The sequence below is a fragment of the Sulfitobacter dubius genome (assembly GCF_027214245.1).
GTDB lineage: Bacteria > Pseudomonadota > Alphaproteobacteria > Rhodobacterales > Rhodobacteraceae > Sulfitobacter > Sulfitobacter dubius_A.
In genome coordinates this window covers 648,144-668,666 of the sequence record NZ_JAPWHM010000001.1, presented here as the reverse complement: position 1 = coordinate 668,666, position 20,523 = coordinate 648,144, and the positions used below count along the sequence as shown (strand labels likewise).

23 protein-coding genes are annotated in these 20,523 nt (G+C 62.5%); 13 read left to right on the top strand and 10 right to left on the bottom strand.

What is annotated here, in order from left to right:
- Positions 1 to 30 precede the first annotated feature (30 nt).
- The 4 genes from O4H31_RS03225 to folK form a co-directional block, all read right to left on the bottom strand.
- Positions 31 to 687: a DUF2062 domain-containing protein gene (locus O4H31_RS03225; protein ID WP_067627702.1), complete on the bottom strand. Its 657-nt coding sequence runs from the start codon at positions 685 to 687 to the stop codon at positions 31 to 33.
- A 37-nt stretch (positions 688 to 724) separates the two neighbouring features.
- Positions 725 to 2,875, bottom strand: coding sequence for a RelA/SpoT family protein (locus O4H31_RS03220; protein WP_067627699.1), 2,151 nt, complete (start codon positions 2,873 to 2,875; stop codon positions 725 to 727).
- Between the two features lie 36 nt (positions 2,876 to 2,911).
- Entirely contained in the window at positions 2,912 to 3,265 is a 354-nt protein-coding gene (gene rpoZ / locus O4H31_RS03215) for a DNA-directed RNA polymerase subunit omega (RefSeq protein WP_067264606.1), read from the bottom strand.
- A 73-nt stretch (positions 3,266 to 3,338) separates the two neighbouring features.
- Positions 3,339 to 3,947: a 2-amino-4-hydroxy-6-hydroxymethyldihydropteridine diphosphokinase gene (gene folK, locus O4H31_RS03210; protein ID WP_269342711.1), complete on the bottom strand. Its 609-nt coding sequence runs from the start codon at positions 3,945 to 3,947 to the stop codon at positions 3,339 to 3,341.
- A 123-nt stretch (positions 3,948 to 4,070) separates the two neighbouring features.
- Here folK and O4H31_RS03205 point away from each other — a divergent pair, with 123 nt between their 5' ends.
- The 5 genes from O4H31_RS03205 to O4H31_RS03185 all read left to right on the top strand — a co-directional run bounded on the left by O4H31_RS03205 (position 4,071) and on the right by O4H31_RS03185 (position 7,768).
- The gene (locus tag O4H31_RS03205; RefSeq protein ID WP_067627693.1) at positions 4,071 to 4,625 is read left to right on the top strand and encodes an NYN domain-containing protein; all 555 of its coding nucleotides are present in this window, start codon (positions 4,071 to 4,073) and stop codon (positions 4,623 to 4,625) included.
- Positions 4,626 to 4,875: 250 nt separating this feature from the next.
- Positions 4,876 to 5,616: a helix-turn-helix transcriptional regulator gene (locus tag O4H31_RS03200; RefSeq protein WP_269342708.1), complete on the top strand. Its 741-nt coding sequence runs from the start codon at positions 4,876 to 4,878 to the stop codon at positions 5,614 to 5,616.
- A gap of 61 nt (positions 5,617 to 5,677) precedes the next feature.
- Positions 5,678 to 6,628 carry a 4-hydroxy-3-methylbut-2-enyl diphosphate reductase gene (ispH, locus tag O4H31_RS03195; protein ID WP_269342706.1) on the top strand — a complete coding sequence of 317 codons (951 nt, stop codon included), beginning with the start codon at positions 5,678 to 5,680 and terminating at the stop codon, positions 6,626 to 6,628.
- Positions 6,629 to 6,683: 55 nt separating this feature from the next.
- Positions 6,684 to 7,148 (top strand): ribonuclease HI, encoded by a 465-nt coding sequence (gene rnhA / locus O4H31_RS03190; RefSeq protein ID WP_093927393.1) that lies wholly within the window; start codon positions 6,684 to 6,686, stop codon positions 7,146 to 7,148.
- Positions 7,145 to 7,768, top strand: a complete 624-nt coding sequence (locus O4H31_RS03185) for a trimeric intracellular cation channel family protein (RefSeq protein ID WP_269342703.1) — start codon at positions 7,145 to 7,147, stop codon at positions 7,766 to 7,768. The genes rnhA and O4H31_RS03185 overlap by 4 nt, the downstream gene beginning before the upstream one ends.
- 4 nt (positions 7,769 to 7,772) lie before the next feature.
- Here O4H31_RS03185 and fmt read toward each other — a convergent pair whose 3' ends face one another.
- The 4 genes from fmt to def (O4H31_RS03165) are packed head-to-tail and all read right to left on the bottom strand — an operon-like array spanning position 7,773 to position 10,229.
- A complete protein-coding gene (fmt, locus tag O4H31_RS03180; protein ID WP_269342701.1) occupies positions 7,773 to 8,687 on the bottom strand; it encodes a methionyl-tRNA formyltransferase in 915 nt (304 codons plus the stop codon).
- 35 nt (positions 8,688 to 8,722) lie between these two features.
- Positions 8,723 to 9,220: a peptide deformylase gene (gene def, locus O4H31_RS03175; protein WP_269342699.1), complete on the bottom strand. Its 498-nt coding sequence runs from the start codon at positions 9,218 to 9,220 to the stop codon at positions 8,723 to 8,725.
- Positions 9,217 to 9,714 carry a peptide deformylase gene (def, locus tag O4H31_RS03170; RefSeq protein WP_269342697.1) on the bottom strand — a complete coding sequence of 166 codons (498 nt, stop codon included), beginning with the start codon at positions 9,712 to 9,714 and terminating at the stop codon, positions 9,217 to 9,219. Before def (O4H31_RS03170) ends, def (O4H31_RS03175) begins: the two co-directional genes overlap by 4 nt.
- Positions 9,711 to 10,229, bottom strand: coding sequence for a peptide deformylase (gene def / locus O4H31_RS03165; protein WP_067627668.1), 519 nt, complete (start codon positions 10,227 to 10,229; stop codon positions 9,711 to 9,713). The genes def (O4H31_RS03170) and def (O4H31_RS03165) overlap by 4 nt, the downstream gene beginning before the upstream one ends.
- Positions 10,230 to 10,325: 96 nt before the next feature.
- Between def (O4H31_RS03165) and O4H31_RS03160 the strand changes: the two genes are divergently transcribed.
- Positions 10,326 to 11,495 (top strand): MalY/PatB family protein, encoded by a 1,170-nt coding sequence (locus O4H31_RS03160; protein ID WP_269342691.1) that lies wholly within the window; start codon positions 10,326 to 10,328, stop codon positions 11,493 to 11,495.
- A gap of 42 nt (positions 11,496 to 11,537) precedes the next feature.
- Here the strand turns inward: O4H31_RS03160 and O4H31_RS03155 are convergent, their stop codons facing one another.
- Positions 11,538 to 11,894 carry a hypothetical protein gene (locus O4H31_RS03155; RefSeq protein ID WP_269342689.1) on the bottom strand — a complete coding sequence of 119 codons (357 nt, stop codon included), beginning with the start codon at positions 11,892 to 11,894 and terminating at the stop codon, positions 11,538 to 11,540.
- Between the two features lie 173 nt (positions 11,895 to 12,067).
- Between O4H31_RS03155 and O4H31_RS03150 the strand changes: the two genes are divergently transcribed.
- The 7 genes from O4H31_RS03150 to mnmH all read left to right on the top strand — a co-directional run bounded on the left by O4H31_RS03150 (position 12,068) and on the right by mnmH (position 18,108).
- Entirely contained in the window at positions 12,068 to 13,042 is a 975-nt protein-coding gene (locus O4H31_RS03150) for a glutathione S-transferase family protein (protein WP_269342686.1), read from the top strand.
- Positions 13,043 to 13,132: 90 nt separating this feature from the next.
- A complete protein-coding gene (gene cobD / locus O4H31_RS03145; RefSeq protein ID WP_269342685.1) occupies positions 13,133 to 14,080 on the top strand; it encodes a threonine-phosphate decarboxylase CobD in 948 nt (315 codons plus the stop codon).
- Positions 14,077 to 14,985 carry an adenosylcobinamide-phosphate synthase CbiB gene (cbiB, locus tag O4H31_RS03140; RefSeq protein WP_269342683.1) on the top strand — a complete coding sequence of 303 codons (909 nt, stop codon included), beginning with the start codon at positions 14,077 to 14,079 and terminating at the stop codon, positions 14,983 to 14,985. Before cobD ends, cbiB begins: the two co-directional genes overlap by 4 nt.
- 14 nt (positions 14,986 to 14,999) lie before the next feature.
- On the top strand, positions 15,000 to 16,178 hold the full coding sequence (locus O4H31_RS03135; RefSeq protein WP_269342681.1) for a lytic murein transglycosylase: 1,179 nt from the start codon (positions 15,000 to 15,002) through the stop codon (positions 16,176 to 16,178).
- A 13-nt stretch (positions 16,179 to 16,191) separates the two neighbouring features.
- Positions 16,192 to 16,578, top strand: a complete 387-nt coding sequence (locus O4H31_RS03130) for a rhodanese-like domain-containing protein (protein WP_269342679.1) — start codon at positions 16,192 to 16,194, stop codon at positions 16,576 to 16,578.
- A 71-nt stretch (positions 16,579 to 16,649) separates the two neighbouring features.
- The gene (locus tag O4H31_RS03125) at positions 16,650 to 17,000 is read left to right on the top strand and encodes a RidA family protein (RefSeq protein WP_093927404.1); all 351 of its coding nucleotides are present in this window, start codon (positions 16,650 to 16,652) and stop codon (positions 16,998 to 17,000) included.
- Positions 17,001 to 17,052: 52 nt separating this feature from the next.
- Complete coding sequence (mnmH, locus tag O4H31_RS03120; RefSeq protein ID WP_269342676.1) at positions 17,053 to 18,108, top strand: tRNA 2-selenouridine(34) synthase MnmH; 1,056 nt, start codon at positions 17,053 to 17,055, stop codon at positions 18,106 to 18,108.
- On the opposite strand, the gene selD is transcribed toward mnmH, so the two are convergent.
- Positions 18,092 to 20,266, bottom strand: a complete 2,175-nt coding sequence (gene selD, locus O4H31_RS03115) for a selenide, water dikinase SelD (RefSeq protein WP_269343014.1) — start codon at positions 20,264 to 20,266, stop codon at positions 18,092 to 18,094. The two genes, mnmH and selD, sit on opposite strands and share 17 nt — an antisense overlap.
- Between the last annotated feature and the right edge of the window lie 257 nt (positions 20,267 to 20,523).

Below are 20,523 nucleotides of genomic sequence, written 5' to 3'. Positions count from 1 at the left end.
TTTTTCCGGAAAATTGATGCCCTGAAAGCCTCAGTCCGCGTGGCGCTTGGCCTCGGCCTTTTGCGCCGCCTTATGCTTGAGCGCCTCGAACTTGGCTTTGATCATCCCGCGCCGTCGCTTTTGGTAAGCCCGCAGTACCGGCACCGAGATGTAATAGGCGATAGAGGCGCAGATCATCCCTGGCAGGATGCCCCCGATCAGATAGGGGTAGAAGACCTGATGGAAGAAGGCGGTCAGCCCCGTCCAATCCATCTGGCTATCGGTAAAAATCGCGACAAAGTTCTCTTGCAGATCGCGACCCGCGTCCAGAAACTTCCCCCCGAAGGAGCGATGCTCTTTCGGAGCCACGGGCGCGCCAAGGATCCAATGCCCGGTCTGCAGGGCCGCGATGCCGATGGGGACATAGGTCAGCGGGTTACCAAAAAAGGTCGCCATAAGGGCGGCAAGGATATTGGCCCGCATCACCCGCCCGATCAGTGCCGCCACGATGAAGTGCAGACCATAGAAGGGCGTGAAGGTGGTAAAGACCCCGGCCCAGATGCCGCGCGCGATACGCTCGGGGCTGTCGGGCAGCCGCCGCATCCGGTGCTTGACGTAGTGAAACGCACGTGTCCAACCACCGCGCGGCCACAGAAACTCGGCCAGCGCGCGCAGGGTCGGTTTCGGATCGCGGCGTTTGAAAATCAAGTCTCAGGTCCAATATCGGCGTTTCGTCTGCGCGGGGTCAGTCGGTCTTTTCGACAGTCTTTCCCATGCTCATATTGCGGTGCCTGCTGACATCGGCGACTTCACTTTCGGCTTCGATCGTGGACATCAACGAATGCAGGTGACTTACGTCTCTGAGATCCACATAGACCACCAAACGGTAAAAGTCAGGCTTGCGCTCCACAAACTCCAAATCAGAGATATTGGCCGAGGCTTCGCCGATCAAGGTGCAGACCCGCCCCAGGACGCCCGCGCCGTTGCCGATGGTGATGTCCAGCGCGCAGGTATAGACCGCCGGGTGGCTGCCATCGTGCCAACGCAGATCCAGCCAACGCTCGGGCTGGTCTTCGTATTCCGACAGGCGGTCGCAGTCGATTGAGTGGACGGTCACGCCCTTGCCGCGGAAGGTAATGCCGACGATCCGCTCACCGGGCAGCGGCGTGCAGCAGGGCGCGCGGTCAAAGCTCTGGCCCGGCTCCAACCCGACGACGGCGCGGCGCACGTCGATCTGCTCGCCCTTTTGCGGGGCAAGGTCGGGATAGACGCATTCCACCACTTCGCGGCCTGTGAGTTCGGAACTGCCAAGCCGGGCGAGCACCTCGTCGGGGCCGTTGAGCCGCATGTTCTTGGCGACCGTATGCAACACCTTGTCGGTGGCTTTCTTGCCGACCTGCGCAAAGGCCGAGCGCGCCAATTCGCGACCCAGCTTGATAAAGCGCTCGCGGTCGACCTCGCGCAGGGACCGCCGGATTGCGGACTTGGCCTTGCCGGTGGTGGCGATATCAAGCCATGTGACCTGCGGTGTTTGCCCCTGCGCGGTGGTGATCTCAATCGACTGGCCGTTTTTGATCCGCGTCCAGAGCGGCACGCGCATCCCGTCGACCTTGGCCCCAACGCAGGCGTTGCCGATCCGCGTGTGGATCGCATAGGCAAAATCAATCGGCGTCGCCCCGCGCGGCAGTTTCACCACATCGCCTTTGGGCGTGAAGCAGAAGACCTGATCCGCGTACATCTCAAGCTTCACCGCTTCGAGGAAATCCTCGTGGTCGGTCTCGGCGTCGAACTGCTCGGTCAGCTGGCTGATCCATTTGGCGGGATCAACGGCAAAGGGGTTTCGGCTACGCACACCATCGCGGTAGGACCAATGCGCGGCGACGCCGGTCTCGGCCACGTCATGCATCTGCCGGGTGCGGATCTGCACTTCCACCCGCTTGCCATCGCGGCCCGAGACGGTGGTATGGATCGAGCGATAGCCGTTGGTCTTGGGCTGGCTGATGTAATCCTTGAACCGCCCCGGCACCGCGCGCCAGCGGCGATGGATCGCGCCGAGTGTGCGGTAGCAATCCTCGTCAGAGGCGGTGATAACGCGAAAGCCGTAAATGTCGGACAGACGGGAGAAGCTTTGCTCCTTCTCCTCCATCTTGCGCCAGATCGAATAGGGTTTCTTGGCACGGCCAAAAACCTCGGCGTCGATATCCGCTTTTTCCAACTCCACCCGCATGTCGCCGGTGATCCGCTGGATCACATCGCCGGTGTCGCGTTGCAGGGTGATAAAGCGGCGAATGATCGAGGCGCGCGCCTCGGGGTTGAGCACGCGAAACGCAAGGTCTTCCAACTCTTCGCGCATCCACTGCATGCCCATGCGCCCCGCCAGCGGCGCGTAGATGTCCATCGTCTCCCGCGCCTTTTTGACCTGCTTGTCCGGGCGCATGGATTTGATCGTGCGCATGTTGTGCAAACGGTCGGCGAGCTTGACGAGGATGACGCGCAAATCCTTGGACATCGCCATAAAGAGCTTGCGGAAATTCTCGGCCTGCTTGGTCTCGGTCGAATTGAGCTGAAGGTTGGTCAGCTTGGTGACACCATCGACCAATTCCGCCACTTCGCCGCCAAAGAGGCTTTGCACCTCGGCATAGGACGCTTTGGTGTCTTCGATCGTATCGTGCAAAAGGGCGGTGATGATCGTCGCATCGTCAAGCTGCTGTTCCGTGAGGATCGCAGCGACAGCGACGGGGTGGGTAAAATAGGGTTCACCGGAATGGCGAAACTGCCCCTCATGCATCCGCGCCCCATAGTCGAAAGCGGCGCGGATCAGGGGTTCGTTGGTACGCGGATTGTAGCCTTGAACAAGAGCAATCAGGTCATCGGCAGTGATGTCGGCGCTGTTCATGCCATCTGCCTCATAGCCCCGGCCGGGGCGCGGGGGTTAGCCCTGCCCCTGTGCGGCCATCAACTGGCGCAGCAACATTTCTTCGGACATGCTGTCTTCTTCGGGCTTGTCCTCTTCGGCACCCATCAAAAGCGCCATGGCGTCTTCTTCGGGTTCGTCGACTTCGATCTGGCTCTGGTTGCTTTCGATCAGACGCTCGCGCAGGTCATCAGCCGACTGTGTTTCTTCGGCGATTTCGCGCAGGGACACGACGGGGTTCTTGTCGTTGTCGCGGTCAACGGTCAGCTGCGATCCGGCAGAGATCTCACGGGCACGATGCGCGGCCAGCATAACGAGTTCGAAACGGTTCGGAACCTTATCCACACAATCTTCGACGGTGACGCGGGCCATGAAGCCTCCAATATCTCATTTGCTGCCAGAAGTGCGGTATTTAGGCCGCCTCGGGCAGATTTACAAGCCGTTATTACAGACGCCGCACGCTGGCACGATCCCGCTCAGGCATAGCATCAAGCAGCGCGCGGACCGGTTTCCCAAGCAGCGGATGCACCCAATCGGGGGCCACATCGGCCAGGGGCACCAGCACAAAAGCGCGGTCTTGCAGGCGCGGATGCGGCAGGATCAACTGCTCTGGCGTGCGGCCAATCTGCGCCTCAAGCGGCAAATCACGCCACATCTTGTGGGTGTTACGGTCTGGCAACACGATATCATCACAGGCCAGCAAATCCAAATCCAATGTGCGCTGGCCCCAACGCTGCACCCGCTCCCGACCCAACTGTGCCTCGATCCGATGCAGGACGCCAAGCGCCTTGGCGGGATCCCACGGTGCCTCCAGACGTGCTGCGGCATTCACATAATCGGGCCCCGCTCCTGCAGGAAAAGCCGGAGTATGATAGAATGCACTGGTCGCGCGAATCACCGCGCCGGAGGTTTGCAACAGCTTCAAAGCTGACTTCAGGGTTTCTTGCGGCGCACCGACAGAAGAGCCGAGGTTCCCGCCAAGCGCAATCAGGAGACTATACTTTCGTATAGGCTCTCTACTGCTTAATTCCATACCCTCGGGGTCTTGCGACATTGTTAAAAAGCCTTAGTTATGCACCCTGATGTGGGGGCATCGCCAGAGGTCACGGATTTATTAATTCGTGGCGATTACAGTTCAAACCGGGAATACGGCGAAGCCTGCCGAAAGGATAGATTAATGTTCTACAAAGATGAGCGGTTGGCGCTTTTTATAGATGGCTCCAACCTCTATGCCGCGGCAAAGACGCTGGGCTTCGACATCGACTACAAGCTGCTGCGGCAAGAGTTCATGCGTCGCGGCAAGCTGCTGCGCGCCTTCTACTATACCGCATTGCTGGAAAACGATGAGTATTCGCCGATCCGCCCGCTTGTTGATTGGCTGAACTACAACGGCTTTTCCATGGTCACCAAACCGGCCAAGGAATACACCGACAGCATGGGCCGCCGTAAGGTCAAAGGCGACATGGACATCGAACTGGCCGTTGATGCGATGGAACTGGCACCGCGTGTCGACCATATCGTGATCTTTTCCGGCGACGGCGACTTCCGCCCGCTGGTCGAAAGCCTGCAACGCCAAGGCGTGCGCGTTTCTGTCGTGTCGACGATTCGCAGCCAGCCGCCAATGATCTCTGACGATCTGCGCCGCCAAGCCGATAACTTTATCGAGCTTGACGATCTGCGTGATGTCATTGGCCGCCCGCCGCGCGATCCGATCTCGACCTCGCAAGACTAAGCGCAAACCGCCTTATTTTCGCCCGAAATCATGCTGCTAGCCGCAGCAGTGGCCTTCTTGTGCGTGCCCCCACTGAGGCAGGCAGACGAATAACAGACCAGTGACAATGGCGTCACTGGCCTGTGAAATTTCTAAAATACCCCAGGGAAGATACAATACAGCACATGAACCCATGCGTTCCCCTTGATCCTACAGTACCCGTTCCCGTAGAAGTAGACGACCCCCCGAAAAAGGGGGGTTAAAGTGAGGGATGATGCTTTTCGATGATGCGGTGCGGCTGGAGAAGCTACAGGATGTAGGCACGCTCTGGGACGGCATTGTAGAGGCGCTGCGACAGATCGGTTTCACCCACGCCATTCACATCAGCGTCGGGGCAGATTTTAAAGATGCCCAGTTTTTATCCACCATCCCCGACCTTTACGATGACCTCCCCCCCGAGGATGACCCTTTTCTCCACCATTCGTGCAACAGCTATGAAGTCCTGACAATCGGTCAGGCCTTCGTGCACCTTTACCCCGATGTCACCCCCTCTGAGCATTCGCTGATCGCACGCGCAGGACGGGAAGGGCTGCATGCCGCCTTTGCGGTGCCCATGCGGCTAAAAGGATCAGAACGTTTCGGCGGCTTCATCATCGGCAACTGGATGGAGGCCGATGAATTTGAACGGAGCTTTAGCGATGTGGCCGAGGATCTTCGCCTCTTTTGCTTGCTGATGCACCGCCGCATCGAAGACCTGACCGGCACCGCCCCGCTGCCCCTGCCCGAGAGCCCATCGGCCTTTGGCAAACTCAGCCCGCGCGAAGCCGAAGTGGTGAACCTACTGGCCCATGGCTACACCCGCCAGCAAACCGCGCATCGTTGCAAGCTCTCGATCCATACCGTCTCGGACTATGCGAAATCAGGCTACCGCAAATTGGGCATCCGCAACCGGGCGCAGGCCGCTGCCCTCGTTCACGGCACCGCGGGCGAGGCTGCGCCCAAGAAAGGCTGACGGGCTGGACGAAGCGCGCCCAAGCCCTTACCTCTGCGCCAAGCCGTTCGGAGACTTTGCCATGACCAACACGCCCTTGACCCTCTACCTCGCTGCGCCGCGCGGATTCTGCGCGGGCGTGGATCGGGCGATCAAGATCGTCGAAATGGCGCTCGAAAAATGGGGCGCGCCAGTCTATGTGCGCCATGAGATCGTGCATAACAAATTCGTCGTCGACGGGCTGCGCGACAAGGGCGCGGTCTTTGTCGAGGAACTGTCGGAATGCCCCGATGACCGCCCGGTGATTTTCTCGGCCCATGGCGTGCCGAAATCCGTGCCCTCCGCCGCGCAGGCGCGCAATATGATCTATGTCGATGCCACCTGCCCGCTGGTCTCCAAGGTCCATATCGAAGCACAGCGCCATGCCGATGCAGGGCTCCAGATCATTATGATCGGCCACGCGGGCCACCCTGAGACGGTCGGCACAATGGGCCAATTGCCCGATGGCGACGTGTTGCTTGTTGAAACCCCCGACGATGTGGCCGGGGTCGACGTGCGCGATGAGGCCCGTCTGGCCTATGTCACCCAGACCACGCTCAGCGTCGATGATACCGCCGATATCGTCGCGGCCCTTCAGACGCGGTTCCCGGCCATCATCGGCCCGCATAAAGAAGACATCTGCTACGCCACCACCAACCGTCAGGAAGCGGTCAAAGCCATGGCGCCCAAATGCGACGCGATGCTGGTGGTGGGCGCGCCGAATTCGTCGAACTCCAAACGTCTGGTCGAAGTCGGCGCCCGCGCGGGCTGCGCCTATGCGCAACTGGTGCAACGAGCGGACGACATCGATTGGCGCGCGCTTGAGGGGATCGGCAGCATCGGCATCACCGCAGGCGCATCGGCCCCCGAAGTGCTGATCAATGAAGTGATCGACGCCTTCAAAGCCCGCTATGACGTGACCACTGAACTGGTCGAAACCGCGCAGGAGAACGTTGAGTTCAAGGTGCCCCGCGTCTTGCGCCAACCCGCCTGATTGACCGCCGCGCGCCAGCCGCCTACACCGCGTTGAAACCGCGACGGGAGCCGATATGCCAGACCTCTATGCCTACACAGACGGAGCCTGCTCAGGCAATCCCGGCCCCGGCGGCTGGGGCGTGTTGATGCGCGCGATGGACGGTGACAAGATCGTCAAAGAGCGCGAGTTGAAGGGCGGCGAAGGCCAGACCACCAACAACCGCATGGAACTGATGGCCGCAATCTCGGCGCTGGAATCGCTCAGCCGGGCGACCGAGATCACCATCGTGACCGACAGCAACTACGTGAAAAACGGCATCACTGGCTGGATCTTTGGCTGGAAAAAGAACGGCTGGAAAAATGCCGCCAAGAAACCCGTCAAAAACGCCGAGCTTTGGCAACGGCTGGACGCGGCGAACGCGCGGCATAATGTGACGTGGAAATGGGTCAAGGGCCACGCCGGCCACCCCGAAAACGAACGCGCCGATGAATTGGCCCGCGCTGGCATGGCCCCCTTTAAGCCCGGCGGCAAGAAGTGAGCCTGCTGGCCCTGCTGGACTATGCCGCCGTGCTGGTCTTTGCCACCACCGGCGCGCTGGTCGCCAGCCGGGCGCAGCTTGATATCGTGGGCTTTGCCTTTATCGCCTGCTTGACCGCCGTCGGCGGCGGCACCATCCGTGACCTCTTGCTCGACCGCAATCCGATCTTCTGGATTGAAACCCCCAGTATGCTCGGCGTGGCCATCGCGGCGGCACTGGTGGTGTTTTTCACCGCGCATCTTCTGGAAAGCCGATTTCGCACGCTCATTTGGCTCGACAGTCTGGCGCTTGCCGTCGCTGTCGCGGCGGGCGTGGGGGTGGCGATGGCCCAAGAGCAATCCGCGCCGATCATCATCGTCATGGGCATGATCACCGGTTGTATGGGCGGGCTGATGCGCGATGTGGTCGTCGGCCAACTGCCACTGGTGCTGACACAAGGCGAACTCTACGCCACGGCCGCCCTGTCTGGCGCTGCGGTGGCGGTGCTGCTGTCGCCCTATTTCGATGGGAGGCTCTATCCCCTGCTGGCCTGTGCCGTGACGACTTGGGTGCTTCGGGCCGGATCGCTGTATTTCGGCTGGCACTTGCCAGTCTACAAAAGCACCCCGCCGAAAAGCTGACGCCTCAGCCTTCGCCCAAGCGCCGCCCCACCGCGATCTGCGCGCCGCGCTGAAACACATCCGCGTCCTGCGCGCCCTTGCCCGCGCGCTGCAAGCGCGTAAGTCGCACGGCACCGTCGCCGCAAGCGATGCGCAGGTTATCTGACAGCACCTCGCCCGCCGCGCCGGTGCCTTCGTCCAGCACCGATCCCAGCACCTTCACCCGCTGGCCGTCGATTTCGAACCACGCTCCGGGAAAGGGTGAAAGGCCACGGATCATACGATCCACCTCAACCGCCGGGCGGGTCCAGTCGATCTTGGCCTCGGCCTTGTCGATCTTGGCCGCATAGGTGACGCCTTCTTCGGGCTGGGGCTGTGGGGTAAGCTGCAACAGTTGCGACAGCGCCTTGTTGATCGCCACCGCGCCCATGGCGCTCAGACGGTCGTGCAGTTCCGCTGTGGTCTCCGCCGCACCGATCTCGGTCTCTTCGCAGAGCAGCACGGGCCCGGTGTCCAACCCCGCTTCCATCTGCATGATACAAACGCCGGTCTTTTCGTCCCCCGCCATGATCGCACGGTGGATGGGCGCCGCCCCGCGCCAGCGCGGCAGCAGGCTCGCGTGAATGTTCAAACAGCCATGTTTCGGCGCGTCCAGAATGGCCTGCGGCAAGATCAGACCGTAGGCCACGACCACCGCCGCATCTGCATCAAGCTCGGCGAATTCTTCCTGCGGCTCGGGGTGTTTGAGCGATACCGGGTGGCGCACCAGCAGACCAATCTCTTCGGCACGTTGCTGCACCGGGCTGGGGCGGGGTTTCTTGCCGCGCCCGGCGGGGCGTGGCGGCTGGCAATAGACCGCGCAGATCTCATGCCCGCCCTGCACCAGCGCATTGAGGATCGGCACCGAAAAATCGGGCGTGCCCATGAAGATCAGTCGCATCTGTTCACTCCTGACGGACAGCGCCTTTTGGGCTGTCAGCCGTTCTGTTTACGTGCTTTGCGCAACAGCATGTCGCGCTTGGTTTTGCTGAGGTTGTCGAAATACATCTTGCCCGCCAGATGGTCGATCTGGTGTTGCACGCTGACGGCCTCAAGCCCGACGAAATCACGCTCAACCTCGGCCCCCGTCTCATCCAAAAACCGCACCTTCACGCCGCGGGGGCGGCGGATCACGGCGCTGAAACCGGGCAGATTCGGGCTGGCTTCCTCGTAAGGATGTAGCACAGCAGAGGCGTCGACGATCACCGGGTTCGCCAGCCGGATGCGCTTGTTGCGCGCCTCGGAGGCGTCGACCACCGCAACCTGCAACATCACCCCGATCTGCGGCGCGGCAAGGCCGACGCCGGGCATGGCGTCCATCGTCTCGATCATGTCATCCCAGAGGGTGCGGATTTCATCCGTCACAGCCTCAATGGGTTCGGCAGGGCTGCGCAGGCGTTTGTCGGGCCATGCAACGTAGCGGCGTAGGGTCATTGTGCGTTGAACTCCGCAATCTTGGCGGCGCGGGTGTCCGCGTCGAGGTGATCGAAGGTCACCACACCGTCAAGGTGATCCATCTCATGCTGCGCGATCAGCGCGGCGGCGCCTTCAAAACTCTGCACATAGCGGCCACCGTTCAGCCCGGTCCAAACCATCTGCACCTGCGACGGGCGCGAGATATCGGTGCTGATGCCCGGAATGCTGAGGCAGCCTTCAGTATTGGTCACGCGCTCTTCGCCGATCTCTTGAAACATTGGGTTGATGCAGACCAGCGGGTCCGATTTATCTTCCTTCCAGCCCGCGTCCATTACGAAGATCCGCAGCATTGCGCCGACCTGCGGGCCGGCAAGGCCCCGCCCCGGCGCGGCATACATCGTCTCCAACATATCGGCGGCAAGGCGCTCGATCTCTGGCGTGATCTCTTCGATCGGCGCGCAGGTCTCGGCCAGTCGCGGATCGGGCCAACGAAGAACCTCCAGCACGCTCATCCGCGTGCCAACTCGCGCTTCAGTTTCACCATCTTGCGGGTGATCATCTGGCGCTTCAGCGGCTTGAGGTAGTCGATGAACAGCTTCCCGTCGAGGTGGTCGATCTCATGCTGAACGCAGGTCGCCCAGAGCCCGTCAAACGCCTCCTGCTGCTCTTTGCCGTCGCGGTCGAGCCAGCGGACCTCAACCTCAGCCGGGCGGGTCACATCGGCATATTGCTCAGGAATGCTCAGGCAGCCTTCCTCATAGGTGCTGAGGTCATCCGAAGAGGCCACAATCTCAGGGTTGAACATCAACAGCGGGCGCGGCGCTTCGCCCTCTTCCTTGACGCAATCCAGAACGATCACCCGGCTCAGCACGCCGATCTGCGGCGCGGCAAGGCCAATGCCCGGCGCGTCATACATCGTGGTCAACATATCATCGCCCAGCACGCGCAACTCGTCGCTGAGATCAGCGACAGGGGCTGCGGCTTTCTTGAGCCGTGGATCGGGGTGCAAAAGGATCGGGCGTTTCATCCCGCTCATTTAGGCCATGCCCGGGCATCGCGCAACCGGGGGCTTGCAGCGCCTGCGGCAGCCGTTAGCTTGGCCGCAATATCAGGAGAGACCAGCATGAGCTTTGACGACATCATCGACCGGCGCGGCACCCATTGTTCGAAATGGGACAAGATGGAGGCGATCTATGGCGTGCCTGCAGACAGCGGCATCGCCATGTGGGTGGCCGATATGGATTTTCGTCCGCCGCAAGTGGTGCAGGACGCGCTTCAGGCCCAGATCGACCACGGGGTGCACGGGTATTTCGGCGATGACAGCGAATACCTTGCCGCGATCCAATGGTGGATGGAAAACCGCCACGGTTGGAAGGTCGACGCCGAGGCGATCTTTACCACGCACGGTCTGGTGAACGGCACCGCGATGTGCGTCGATGCCTTTACCCAGCCCGGTGATGGGGTGGTGCTGTTCACTCCGGTCTATCACGCCTTCGCCCGCGTGATTAATGCCGCCGAACGCCACGTGGTGGAATGCCCGCTGACCAATGCCTCGGGCCGCTATGAGATGGATTTCGACGCCTATGACGCCCTGATGACCGGGGATGAGAAAATGGTGATCCTCTGCTCGCCGCATAACCCCGGCGGGCGTGTCTGGAGCCGCGAAGAACTGCAAGGCGTGGCCGATTTCGCCAAGCGGCACGATCTGGTGCTGGTCTCGGATGAGATTCACCATGATCTGGTGATGCCGGGGCACAAGCACATCCCCATGGCACAGATCGACGGGATCGAAGACCGTCTGGTGATGATGACCGCCACGACCAAGACCTTCAACATCGCGGGCGGCCATACCGGAAACGTCATCATTCACGACCCCAAACTGCGCCAACGCTTCGCCCAGCGCATGGCGGCCTTGGGCGTGTCGGCCAACTCCTTTGGGCTGATTATGGCAACCGCCGCCTATACGCCCGAAGGGGCCGCTTGGGTGGACGAGCTGACCGCCTATCTCGATGGCAACCGAAAGCTCTTCGACGAGGCGGTGAACGCGATTCCGGGCCTGAGTTCTATGCCGCTGGAATCGACCTATCTGGCTTGGGTGGACTTTTCTGGCACCGGGATGGCGCCTGCGGAATTTCAGGAGCGTGTCGAGAAAAGTGCCGCCATCGCTGCGAACCACGGCGCGACATTTGGCACCGGCGGCGAAAGCTTCATGCGTTTCAACCTCGCCACGCCGCGCGCGCGGGTCGAGGAAGCCTGCGAAAGGCTCGCCAAAGCCTTCAGCGATCTGCAATAATTGAAAGCCGGCACGGCGGGGCTAACCCGCCGTTCCGCTGCTTCAGGCGCGGCCGTCTTCGATGAGACCCAGCGGTGCATCACTGGCGCGTTCAAAATCAAGCGCCGGACGGTCCGCCACGGCAGTCGCGCGCTTGAACTCATACTGCATTTCGCCTGCGTCTTCCTCGCTCGCCACGATCAGACATTGGAACAGATGCAGGCTGCCATCATATAGGTCGACCAGCCCGCGCAGCTTGGGCGCGTCTTCGGCATCAACGGAAAAACCGGTCTTCCACATGCGCAGCACGCGGTAGACATCACCGCCCACCTCAAGCCGCAGGCGAGACCCTTTGCGCAGGCTTTCCATGCGCGCGGCATCAAGACCCGCTTGTATTTCCTTGGTCAGAAATTCTTCCATGATCTTCCCCCCGCTGATGCCTTCTAAGCTGGGCTAAAACGTAGGAAATTCAAGTTAAGAATTGATGACGTTTCGGCAGCCTGCGCCAGCGCAGAGCGGCTGCGCGCCCATGAAGATGTGCAGTCCGCACGTGTGGCCCTAAATATACCCTCAAATGCGCAAAGGAGAACAAGATGGGCCTTTTGGTTGACGGAAAATGGCAAGACAAGTGGTATGATACCAAATCCTCAGGCGGCAAATTTGAACGCAGCGAAGCGCAGTTTCGCAACTGGGTGACCGCCGACGGCAGCGCCGGTCTTAGCGGCGACGGCGGGTTCAAGGCAGAATCGGGCCGCTATCACCTCTACGTCAGCTATGCCTGCCCATGGGCACATCGCGCGCTGATCTTCCGCCAGTCGAAGGGGCTAGAGGATCATATCGACGTCTCGGTCGTGCATCCCGACATGTTGGGCGAAGGCTGGACCTTTGACACGGACTTCCCCGGTGCCACCGGCGATACGCTCTTTGGCCTGCCCTATGCCCGCGACATCTACACCCGTGCCGATCCCAATTTCACGGGCCGCGTCACCGTGCCGATCCTCTGGGACAAAGAGCGCGAGACCATCGTCAGCAACGAGAGCGCCGAGATCATCCGCATGTTCAACAGCGCCTTTGATGAGCTCACCGGCAATAGCGATGACTACTACCCCGCCCCCCTGCACGACCGCATCGAAGAGGTAAACGCCCGCGTCTATGACACGCTCAACAACGGTGTCTACAAAGCCGGTTTTGCCACCACGCAGGAGGCCTATGACGCTGCCGTGCATCCGCTCTTTGACACATTGGATTGGATCGAAAACATCCTGTCGCAGAACCGCTACCTTGCGGGCGATAAGATGACCGAGGCCGACTGGCGGCTCTTCACCACGCTGGTGCGCTTCGACAAGGTCTATCACCTGCACTTCAAGTGTAACCGCAAGCGGATCGTCGATTACCCGAACATCTGGGCCTATACGCGCGAACTCTATCAGGTGCCCGGCGTGGCCGGGACGGTGAATTTCGACCATATCGTGCGGCACTACCACTACAGCCACGACACGATTAACCCGCATCGGATCATCCCGATCAACCCGGTGCTGGATTTCGATGCGCCGCACGGGCGCGGCTGATCCCTCCTCTCCCTGCCTGCCTTGCGGAAGGCGCTTGATCGCGCAGCGCTTTTGCGCTTTCACCGCAGCAAGAACGGCAGGGGGACGATGATGCAACAGCCAGATCAGCGCGACCATGGCGGCGGTGTCGATGCAGCAGCGGCGCGTTTCGGCGGAGCGCGGTCGGATTGGATCGACCTGTCGACCGGGATCAATCCGCAGCCCTACCCGATCCCCGCCCTGCCTGCTGAGGCGTGGAACGCGCTTCCCGATGCGGCAGCGCAAACCGCGCTTGTGGATGCCGCCCGTGCCTTTTGGCAGATGCCACCGGATGCTGCGCTGCTGGCCGTGCCGGGCGCATCCTCGGCCATCGCCCGCATCCCGGCGCTCGCCCCGAAGGGCCGCGTGCGCATCCCCGGCCCGACCTACAATGAACATGCCGCAAGCTTTGCCGAGAACGGTTGGCAAGTGGTCGAGGCGGGCGAGACCGAAGCCGCCGTTCACGTTCACCCCAACAACCCCGACGGGTGGTTGTGGCCCGCGACGGAAACCACCGCCCCGCTCAGCATCATCGACGAGAGCTTTTGCGACATCACGCCCAACGCCACCCTCATGGCGCAGGCCACGACACCCGGCACGCTGATCCTCAAAAGCTTTGGCAAGTTCTGGGGGCTGGCCGGGCTGCGGCTGGGCTTTGTCATCGGCGATCCGGCCTTGGTGGCACGGCTTGGCCAGATGCTCGGCCCTTGGCCGGTAAGCGGCCCGGCATTGCATATCGGCGCGGCGGCTTTGCGGGATGAAACTTGGGCCGAGGCGACGCGGGCCCGGTTAGCGACTGACGCCACCCGTCTCGACACAATGATGACCGAAGCGGGGGCGCAAACCGTCGGCGGCACCCCGCTTTTCCGGCTCTATGAGGTCGATGACGCGCAAGCTTGGCAGGAACGCCTCGCCCAGCATCACATCTGGTCCCGAGTCTTCCCCTATAACTCACGCTGGCTGCGCCTTGGCCTGCCGCCCGCAGACGGTTGGGCACGGCTGGAGCAGGCGCTGGCATGAGCACGGCCGCGATCCTCGTGCTGGCCATGCTGCTCGACGCGGCCCTTGGAGAACCGGCATGGCTCTGGCGGCGCTTGCCGCATCCGGCAGTGCTGATGGGGCGATTGATCGGCTGGGGGGATCGGCGGTTGAACCACGGCCAAGCGCGACGCGCGAAGGGCGTGGCACTGCTGCTGGCGCTGATGATCGGGATGGCGTGCCTTGGCTGGGTGCTGAGCCTTCTTGGCCCGCTGGCCGAGATTATCATCGCCGCGATTCTGCTGGCGCAACGCTCCCTCGTTGAGCACCTGCGCGCCGTGGCCGACGGTCTGCGCCAATCGCTGCCCGCTGGCCGCCGCGCGGTGGCGATGATTGTCAGCCGCGACACTGCCGAGATGCCCCCAGACGCCGTGGCACGCTCGGCCATCGAAAGCGGCGCGGAGAACCTCAGCGACGGCATTATCGCCCCTGCCTTTTGGTTCCTGCTGGGCGGGCTGCCGGGGCTGCTGGTCTATAAGATCGTCAATACCGCCGACAGTATGATTGGCTACCGCACCCCGCGCTATGCCGATTTCGGCTGGGCCGCGGCGCGGATGGATGACCTGCTGAATCTCGCCCCGGCACGGCTGACCGCGCTGCTCATCGCGCTCCCCGGCGGGGTGCTGCACCACTGGCGCGACATCAAGGCCGACGCGGCGCTGCACCGCTCGCCCAATGCCGGTTGGCCGGAAGCCGCCATGGCGCGGGCCATAGGTGTGGCACTCGCCGGTCCGCGCAGCTATGATGGGCAGGTGCAGCAGTTTCCTTGGGTGCACGGCGCGGGGGCGCGCGTCATCGGACCTCAGGAGATCGATGCGGCCATCACCCGCCTCTGGCAGGCATGGTTGGTGATGTGGGCAATCGCCCTAGTTCTGGCCTGTCAGTGACCAAGAGGATACCTATGCGCCCCACTTTTTTAGCCGCCACCCTTGCGGCCCTCACCCTTCCCGCCACCGCCTTTGCGCAAACGGCCTGCGGCGGTGATTTCTCTAGCTTCATCGCCGATGCAAAAGCCGAAGCCGTGGCAAATGGTGCCGACCCTGCCACCGCCGATCGGTTTTTTGCTGGCCTGCGCCAAGACCCCGCCGTGCTGCGCGCGGATCAGGCGCAGGGCGTGTTCCAAAAGCCCTTCATCGAATTCTCGCGCCACTTGATCTCGGAAAACCGGATTAACCGGGGCCGCGCCATGGCCGAGAAATACGACGCGGTCTTTGACCGGGCTGAATCCGAGTATGGCGTCAGCCGTGGCGTGCTGCTGGCCTTCTGGGCATTCGAGACGGACTACGGCGCGATCCAAGGCGACTTTAACACCGCCAACGCGCTGGCCACGCTGGCGCATGACTGCCGCCGCCCCGAGTTGTTCCGCCCGCAGCTTTTTGCGGCTTTAGAGCTTTTCGAGCGCGGTGAGTTTGACCCGGCCACCACCACCGGCGCTTGGGCGGGTGAAATCGGCATGGTGCAAATGCTGCCGCGCGACATCATCGAAAACGGTGTGGACGGCGACGGCGATGGCGACGTCTCGCTGAAAACCTCTGCCCCCGATGCGCTGCTGTCAGGTGCTAAAATGCTGCAAAGCCTTGGCTGGCGCGCGGGTGAACCTTGGCTGGCCGAAGTCACCCTGCCGCAGGATTTCAACTGGTCGCAAACCGGGCTGGAGACCAGCAAACCCATCACCGAATGGCAAGCGATGGGCGTCTATCCCCGCAACGGGCCGCTGGCCGAAGGGCTGACTGCCTCGGTCCTGCTGCCACAAGGGCGCGGCGGGCCAGCCTTCATCGCCTACCCGAATTTTAGGGTTTATTTTGAGTGGAACCAGAGCTTTACCTACGTCATGACCGCCGCGTATTTTGCCACACGGCTGGAAGGCGCACAGGTTTTCGACGCAGGCAATCCGCAACCGGGGCTTAGCGGCGACGCGATGAAAACGCTGCAACGCAAACTGCAAGCCAAGGGCTATGATGTGGGCGATGTAGATGGCATCCTCGGCTCCGGCACCCGCGCTGCTGTACGCGCGGAACAGGCCCGACTTGGCATGCCCGTCGATGGCTGGCCCACGCCTGAGTTGCTAAACAACCTGTAAGGAGAAGACCCTGATGGCCCTCAAGAAAACCGCCGCGCAAATGGTCGCCGAAGCCCGCGCCCGGATCGAAGAGATCGACAGCATTGAGGCCATCGCCATGCTGGACGACGTAAATGTACAATTCGTCGACCTGCGTGATCCCCGCGAACGCGAGCGTACCGGGTTCATCCCCGGTGCGTTTCACTGCCCGCGCGGCATGTTGGAGTTCTGGGTCGACCCCGACAGCCCCTATTTCAAAGAGGTTTTTGCCCAAGACAAGAAGTTCGTCTTTCACTGCGCCTCGGGCTGGCGCTCGGCCATCTCGGTCGCGACATTGCAAGACATGGGCTTTGACGCGGCGCATCTGAAGGACGGTTTCGGCGGCTGGGAAAAAGCAGGCGGCCCTATCGAGAAGTCCTGATACGCGGCCTTTGATCTGGCCTCCCTCACGCAAAGGTGCCACAAGTTTTGCAACGTCAAAGGAGAGACAGAATGACCGAGATCAAACGCCACCACACCAACACCCGCATGAGCCAAATCGTCGAACATGGCGATGTGATCTACCTTGCCGGTCAGGTCGGCACGGCGGGTGCCGATGTAGCCCAGCAGACCCAAGATTGCCTTGATAAGGTCGACGCCCTGCTGGCCGAGGTCGGCAGCGACAAGACCCGCATTCTGCAATCGACCATCTGGCTCGCCGACATGGCAGACTTCGCGGCCATGAACGCCGTCTGGGACGCCTGGGTGCCCGAGGGCAACGCCCCCGCCCGCGCCTGCGGCGAATCCAAGCTCGCCACGCCGGAGTATCTGGTTGAAGTGCTGGTGATCGCGGCCAAGGCCTGAGCCTTCGCCCCCGCGCCCTATCACGGGGCGCGGGGCTTTGCCGGAACTCCAGATGACCCCCTGCACCCTCACCGCTCTGTCGGACCTTGCCACGCTGAACGTCGACACGATCATCGACGTGCGCGCCCCTGCGGAGTTTGCCGAGGACCACCTGCCCGGGGCGATCAACCTGCCCGTGCTGTCGGATGCAGAGCGGGCCGAGGTCGGCACGATTTACAAACAAGTCAGCCCCTTTGACGCCCGCAAGATCGGCGGCGCGCTGGTGGCGCAGAACACAGCGCGGCATTTGCAGACGGCACTTGCGGGTAAAGACGGTGGCTGGCAACCGCTGGTTTATTGCTGGCGCGGCGGGCAGCGGTCGGGCGCATTTTCTACAATCCTCGATCAGGTCGGCTGGCGTGTGCAACTCCTGCGCGGCGGCTATCGCAGCTACCGCCGTCTGGTGGTCGCAGCGCTTTACGACGCGCCCCTGCCACACCGTTTGATGCTGATAGAAGGCGGCACCGGCACTGCCAAGACGCGGCTGCTGCACCATCTGGCCAAAACAGGCGCGCAGGTGCTGGACCTTGAAGGGCTGGCGCAGCATCGCGGTTCCCTGTTTGGCGCGGTGGATGGCGGCCAGCCGCATCAGAAGATGTTTGAGACGCGTTTGGCTCAAGCGCTAGCCCCGCTTGATCCGGCACGGGTAACTTGGGTCGAGGCGGAAAGCAGCAAGATCGGTGACATTACCCTGCCTCCCGCGCTCTGGGCTGCGATGCTCGCCGCACCTCGGGTCGAGATCGCCGCACCCTTGGCCGCGCGAGCGGATTTTCTCTGTCGGGCCTATGACGACCTGACGACGGACCCTGCTTTGCTTGAAGATCGTATCGATAAGCTGCGCCCCTATCACAGCGCAGAGACCATTGCCCAATGGCAGACCCAAGCCCACGCGGGCGATTGGGCCATGCTTGCCGAAGGTCTGATTGGTCAACATTACGACCCGCGCTATGCCAAAGCCGCCAGCCGCAACCCCGCGCCGATAGAGCGGTTGGTGCTCGACACACTCAACGAAACCACTTTGGCCGAGACCGCCACCGCGCTGAACGCCCGTTTCAGCGCAGGCGCATAGAGGGGGCACCGGCCTCCAGCCGTCCGATGATATAGCCTGTCAGACCCGCAGCCTCTAGCCGTGCCTGCGCCGCTTCCGCCGCCGCCTCTGGCAAGGCCGCCAGCAGCCCCCCAGCAGTCTGGGGGTCGTGAAAAAGTGGGCTCACCGGGCCTGCGGCCTCTATCGGAGCGTCGGCCTGATTGATCGGCAACAGCGACGATGCCACCCCCCGATCCGACAGCGCCTGCGCGCCGGGATAGAGCGGCACCACCGCACCCCAAAGCTCGGCCGCCAGCCCCGAGGCGCGGCAAATCGCCTGCACATGCCCGGCAAGGCCAAAGCCTGTCACATCTGTCATCGCATGAGCGTTTGCCAAAAGTTCTGCCTCCCGCCCCTGCGGCGTGGCCATCGCGCCAAGCGCGTCGGCCACCACCCGCCCCGGTGCGCTGCCTGCCATATGCCCCGCGAGGATCACGCCCGATCCGATGGGCCGGGTGAGCAAAAGCACATCCCGCGGCTGCGCGCCGCCGACACCGATGGGCATGTCCTCCCGCGTGCCGGTAACCGTAAACCCGATGGTCAGTTCCGCGCCCATGGTGGTGTGGCCGCCGACGATCTGCGCACCTGCCGCCGCCATCACGTCTTGCGCAGCCGCAGCGATCTCTCGCAAGGTCCGAGCCTGCAAGGTGGGTGACATGCGCGGAATGATGATCGAACTCAGCGCCACCTGCGGTTTGGCTCCCATCGCCCAAACATCGCCCAATGCATGAACCGCCGCGATCCGCGTCATCAGTGCCGGGTCTTCGATGAAGCCGCGCAGGTGATCCGTGCTCATCACCTGAAAGCCGCCGCCCGGTTGGCGCAGCACCGCCGCGTCATCGCCCGCCCCGGTGATGACATCGCCAGAGACCGGCGGTTGCACCTCGGCCAAAAGGTCTCCCAGCACAGCGCCGCCCACCTTTGCGCCGCAACCGCCACAAAGCGGCTTGCCTGCCAGCGCTTCCTGTACACCAGATGCCGCCGGACCAGTCAGCGCGGGGCCTATCATCTCAGGCAGGTCGTCAAGCTGATCCATGAACTTGCGATCAATGCGGTCCTTCCACTGCCAAAGCAACGCGCCGCCAAGGGCCAGCCCGTTCCGCTCCGCCACCGCGGCTTTCCCGCCGAGTGAGATCAGCTTGAGATAGTGCCGCTGCGGTTTGAACGCCCGCCGCGCACCACCACTCAGCGCAGCGCGCAGGTTATCATGCAGCACCGGCGCCGCCCGCACAGCAAAAACCCCGGCTTTGGGGCGCGGCGTGGCCTCCATATGAGCACAGTCGCCCACGGCAAAGAGTGCCGCATCATCCACGACACCCAAGTCTGCCCCGACACGGATGAACCCCTGATGAAGCGGCAGATCAGTCTGCGCGAGCCAGCCATGCGGCACCGCCCCCGCTGCGCCCACACAAAGCGCGGCTGGGATCGACGCGGCCCCGTCCAAGATTACCGCCCTATCGGTGATCCGCGCCACTTTGGCATTGAGCGTGAGACCCACCCCCAAGTCCTCCATGCGGCGTCGAACCATCGCCTCGGTCCGAGGGGCCATGCCGGAAAGCTGTGGCCCGTGTTCCACCACCGTCACGGCAGGCTGCACACCCGCTTGGCGCAGCGCAAAAGCCATCGCCATGGCAAGCTCACAACCCGCCACACCGCCGCCAATCACCGCCACCTCGGGCGGCTGTTCGCCCGCCTTGACCGCCGCCAGAAAATCCCGCCAGCGCGCGGCATAGACATCAAGCGGCTTGGCCCCGACAGCGTGGTCAGCAAACCCCAGCAGGTCCATCTTGGCCGTGATGCCTATGTCGATCGAGGCCACGTCATAGGCGACGGCTCCATGCCCTTTAACCGTGATCTCGCGTGCCGCCCGGTCAATCCCCGTCGCCGCCCCAAGGATCAGCCGCGCCCCGGCGTGGCGGCATAGGCGCATCAGGTCGATCTCCAATTCATCCCGCCCGTAGTGTCCGGCGATATGACCGGGCAGCATGCCGGTATAGGGCGCGGTGGGACCGGGGTTGATGACCGTCAGCCGCGCACCGGGCAGCGGGTCCATCCCCCATTTGCGCAGCACCAGCGCATGGGCGTGCCCGCCGCCAACCAGCACCAGATCTCGCGTCAGGGGCAGATCGCTTTGCACCAGATTGCCTCACTCTCTCTTTCAGCTTTGGTTATAGCTAACCGAAGCCGCCCGGCCGCGCCATTGGCCTGACCGAGATGTGAGCGGATCGGACCAGAACTAAAATGGCACTTCCCCGCCCATTCCGGCCTCCAAACCCGCCAAACAGGTAAAAAGGGTGACAATTCGCCCAAAAACCCCCATGTACATTCCATCCCCGACCCTCTACCGACGGTCGGATTCCTTTGCCGTGGCTGGTAGCACCCCACGTGCCCGCCCCC

What these genes read in the sequence shown, in the direction of transcription:
- O4H31_RS03220 (WP_067627699.1), bottom strand. Translation starts at nt 2,875, where the DNA reads ATGAACAGCGCCGACATCACTGCCGATGACCTGATTGCTCTTGTTCAA.
- rpoZ (WP_067264606.1), bottom strand. Translation starts at nt 3,265, where the DNA reads ATGGCCCGCGTCACCGTCGAAGATTGTGTGGATAAGGTTCCGAACCGT.
- folK (WP_269342711.1), bottom strand. Translation starts at nt 3,947, where the DNA reads ATGTCGCAAGACCCCGAGGGTATGGAATTAAGCAGTAGAGAGCCTATA.
- O4H31_RS03205 (WP_067627693.1), top strand. Translation starts at nt 4,071, where the DNA reads ATGTTCTACAAAGATGAGCGGTTGGCGCTTTTTATAGATGGCTCCAAC.
- O4H31_RS03200 (WP_269342708.1), top strand. Translation starts at nt 4,876, where the DNA reads ATGATGCTTTTCGATGATGCGGTGCGGCTGGAGAAGCTACAGGATGTA.
- ispH (WP_269342706.1), top strand. Translation starts at nt 5,678, where the DNA reads ATGACCAACACGCCCTTGACCCTCTACCTCGCTGCGCCGCGCGGATTC.
- rnhA (WP_093927393.1), top strand. Translation starts at nt 6,684, where the DNA reads ATGCCAGACCTCTATGCCTACACAGACGGAGCCTGCTCAGGCAATCCC.
- fmt (WP_269342701.1), bottom strand. Translation starts at nt 8,687, where the DNA reads ATGCGACTGATCTTCATGGGCACGCCCGATTTTTCGGTGCCGATCCTC.
- def (WP_269342699.1), bottom strand. Translation starts at nt 9,220, where the DNA reads ATGACCCTACGCCGCTACGTTGCATGGCCCGACAAACGCCTGCGCAGC.
- def (WP_269342697.1), bottom strand. Translation starts at nt 9,714, where the DNA reads ATGAGCGTGCTGGAGGTTCTTCGTTGGCCCGATCCGCGACTGGCCGAG.
- def (WP_067627668.1), bottom strand. Translation starts at nt 10,229, where the DNA reads ATGAAACGCCCGATCCTTTTGCACCCCGATCCACGGCTCAAGAAAGCC.
- O4H31_RS03160 (WP_269342691.1), top strand. Translation starts at nt 10,326, where the DNA reads ATGAGCTTTGACGACATCATCGACCGGCGCGGCACCCATTGTTCGAAA.
- O4H31_RS03155 (WP_269342689.1), bottom strand. Translation starts at nt 11,894, where the DNA reads ATGGAAGAATTTCTGACCAAGGAAATACAAGCGGGTCTTGATGCCGCG.
- O4H31_RS03150 (WP_269342686.1), top strand. Translation starts at nt 12,068, where the DNA reads ATGGGCCTTTTGGTTGACGGAAAATGGCAAGACAAGTGGTATGATACC.
- cobD (WP_269342685.1), top strand. Translation starts at nt 13,133, where the DNA reads ATGCAACAGCCAGATCAGCGCGACCATGGCGGCGGTGTCGATGCAGCA.
- cbiB (WP_269342683.1), top strand. Translation starts at nt 14,077, where the DNA reads ATGAGCACGGCCGCGATCCTCGTGCTGGCCATGCTGCTCGACGCGGCC.
- O4H31_RS03135 (WP_269342681.1), top strand. Translation starts at nt 15,000, where the DNA reads ATGCGCCCCACTTTTTTAGCCGCCACCCTTGCGGCCCTCACCCTTCCC.
- O4H31_RS03130 (WP_269342679.1), top strand. Translation starts at nt 16,192, where the DNA reads ATGGCCCTCAAGAAAACCGCCGCGCAAATGGTCGCCGAAGCCCGCGCC.
- O4H31_RS03125 (WP_093927404.1), top strand. Translation starts at nt 16,650, where the DNA reads ATGACCGAGATCAAACGCCACCACACCAACACCCGCATGAGCCAAATC.
- mnmH (WP_269342676.1), top strand. Translation starts at nt 17,053, where the DNA reads ATGACCCCCTGCACCCTCACCGCTCTGTCGGACCTTGCCACGCTGAAC.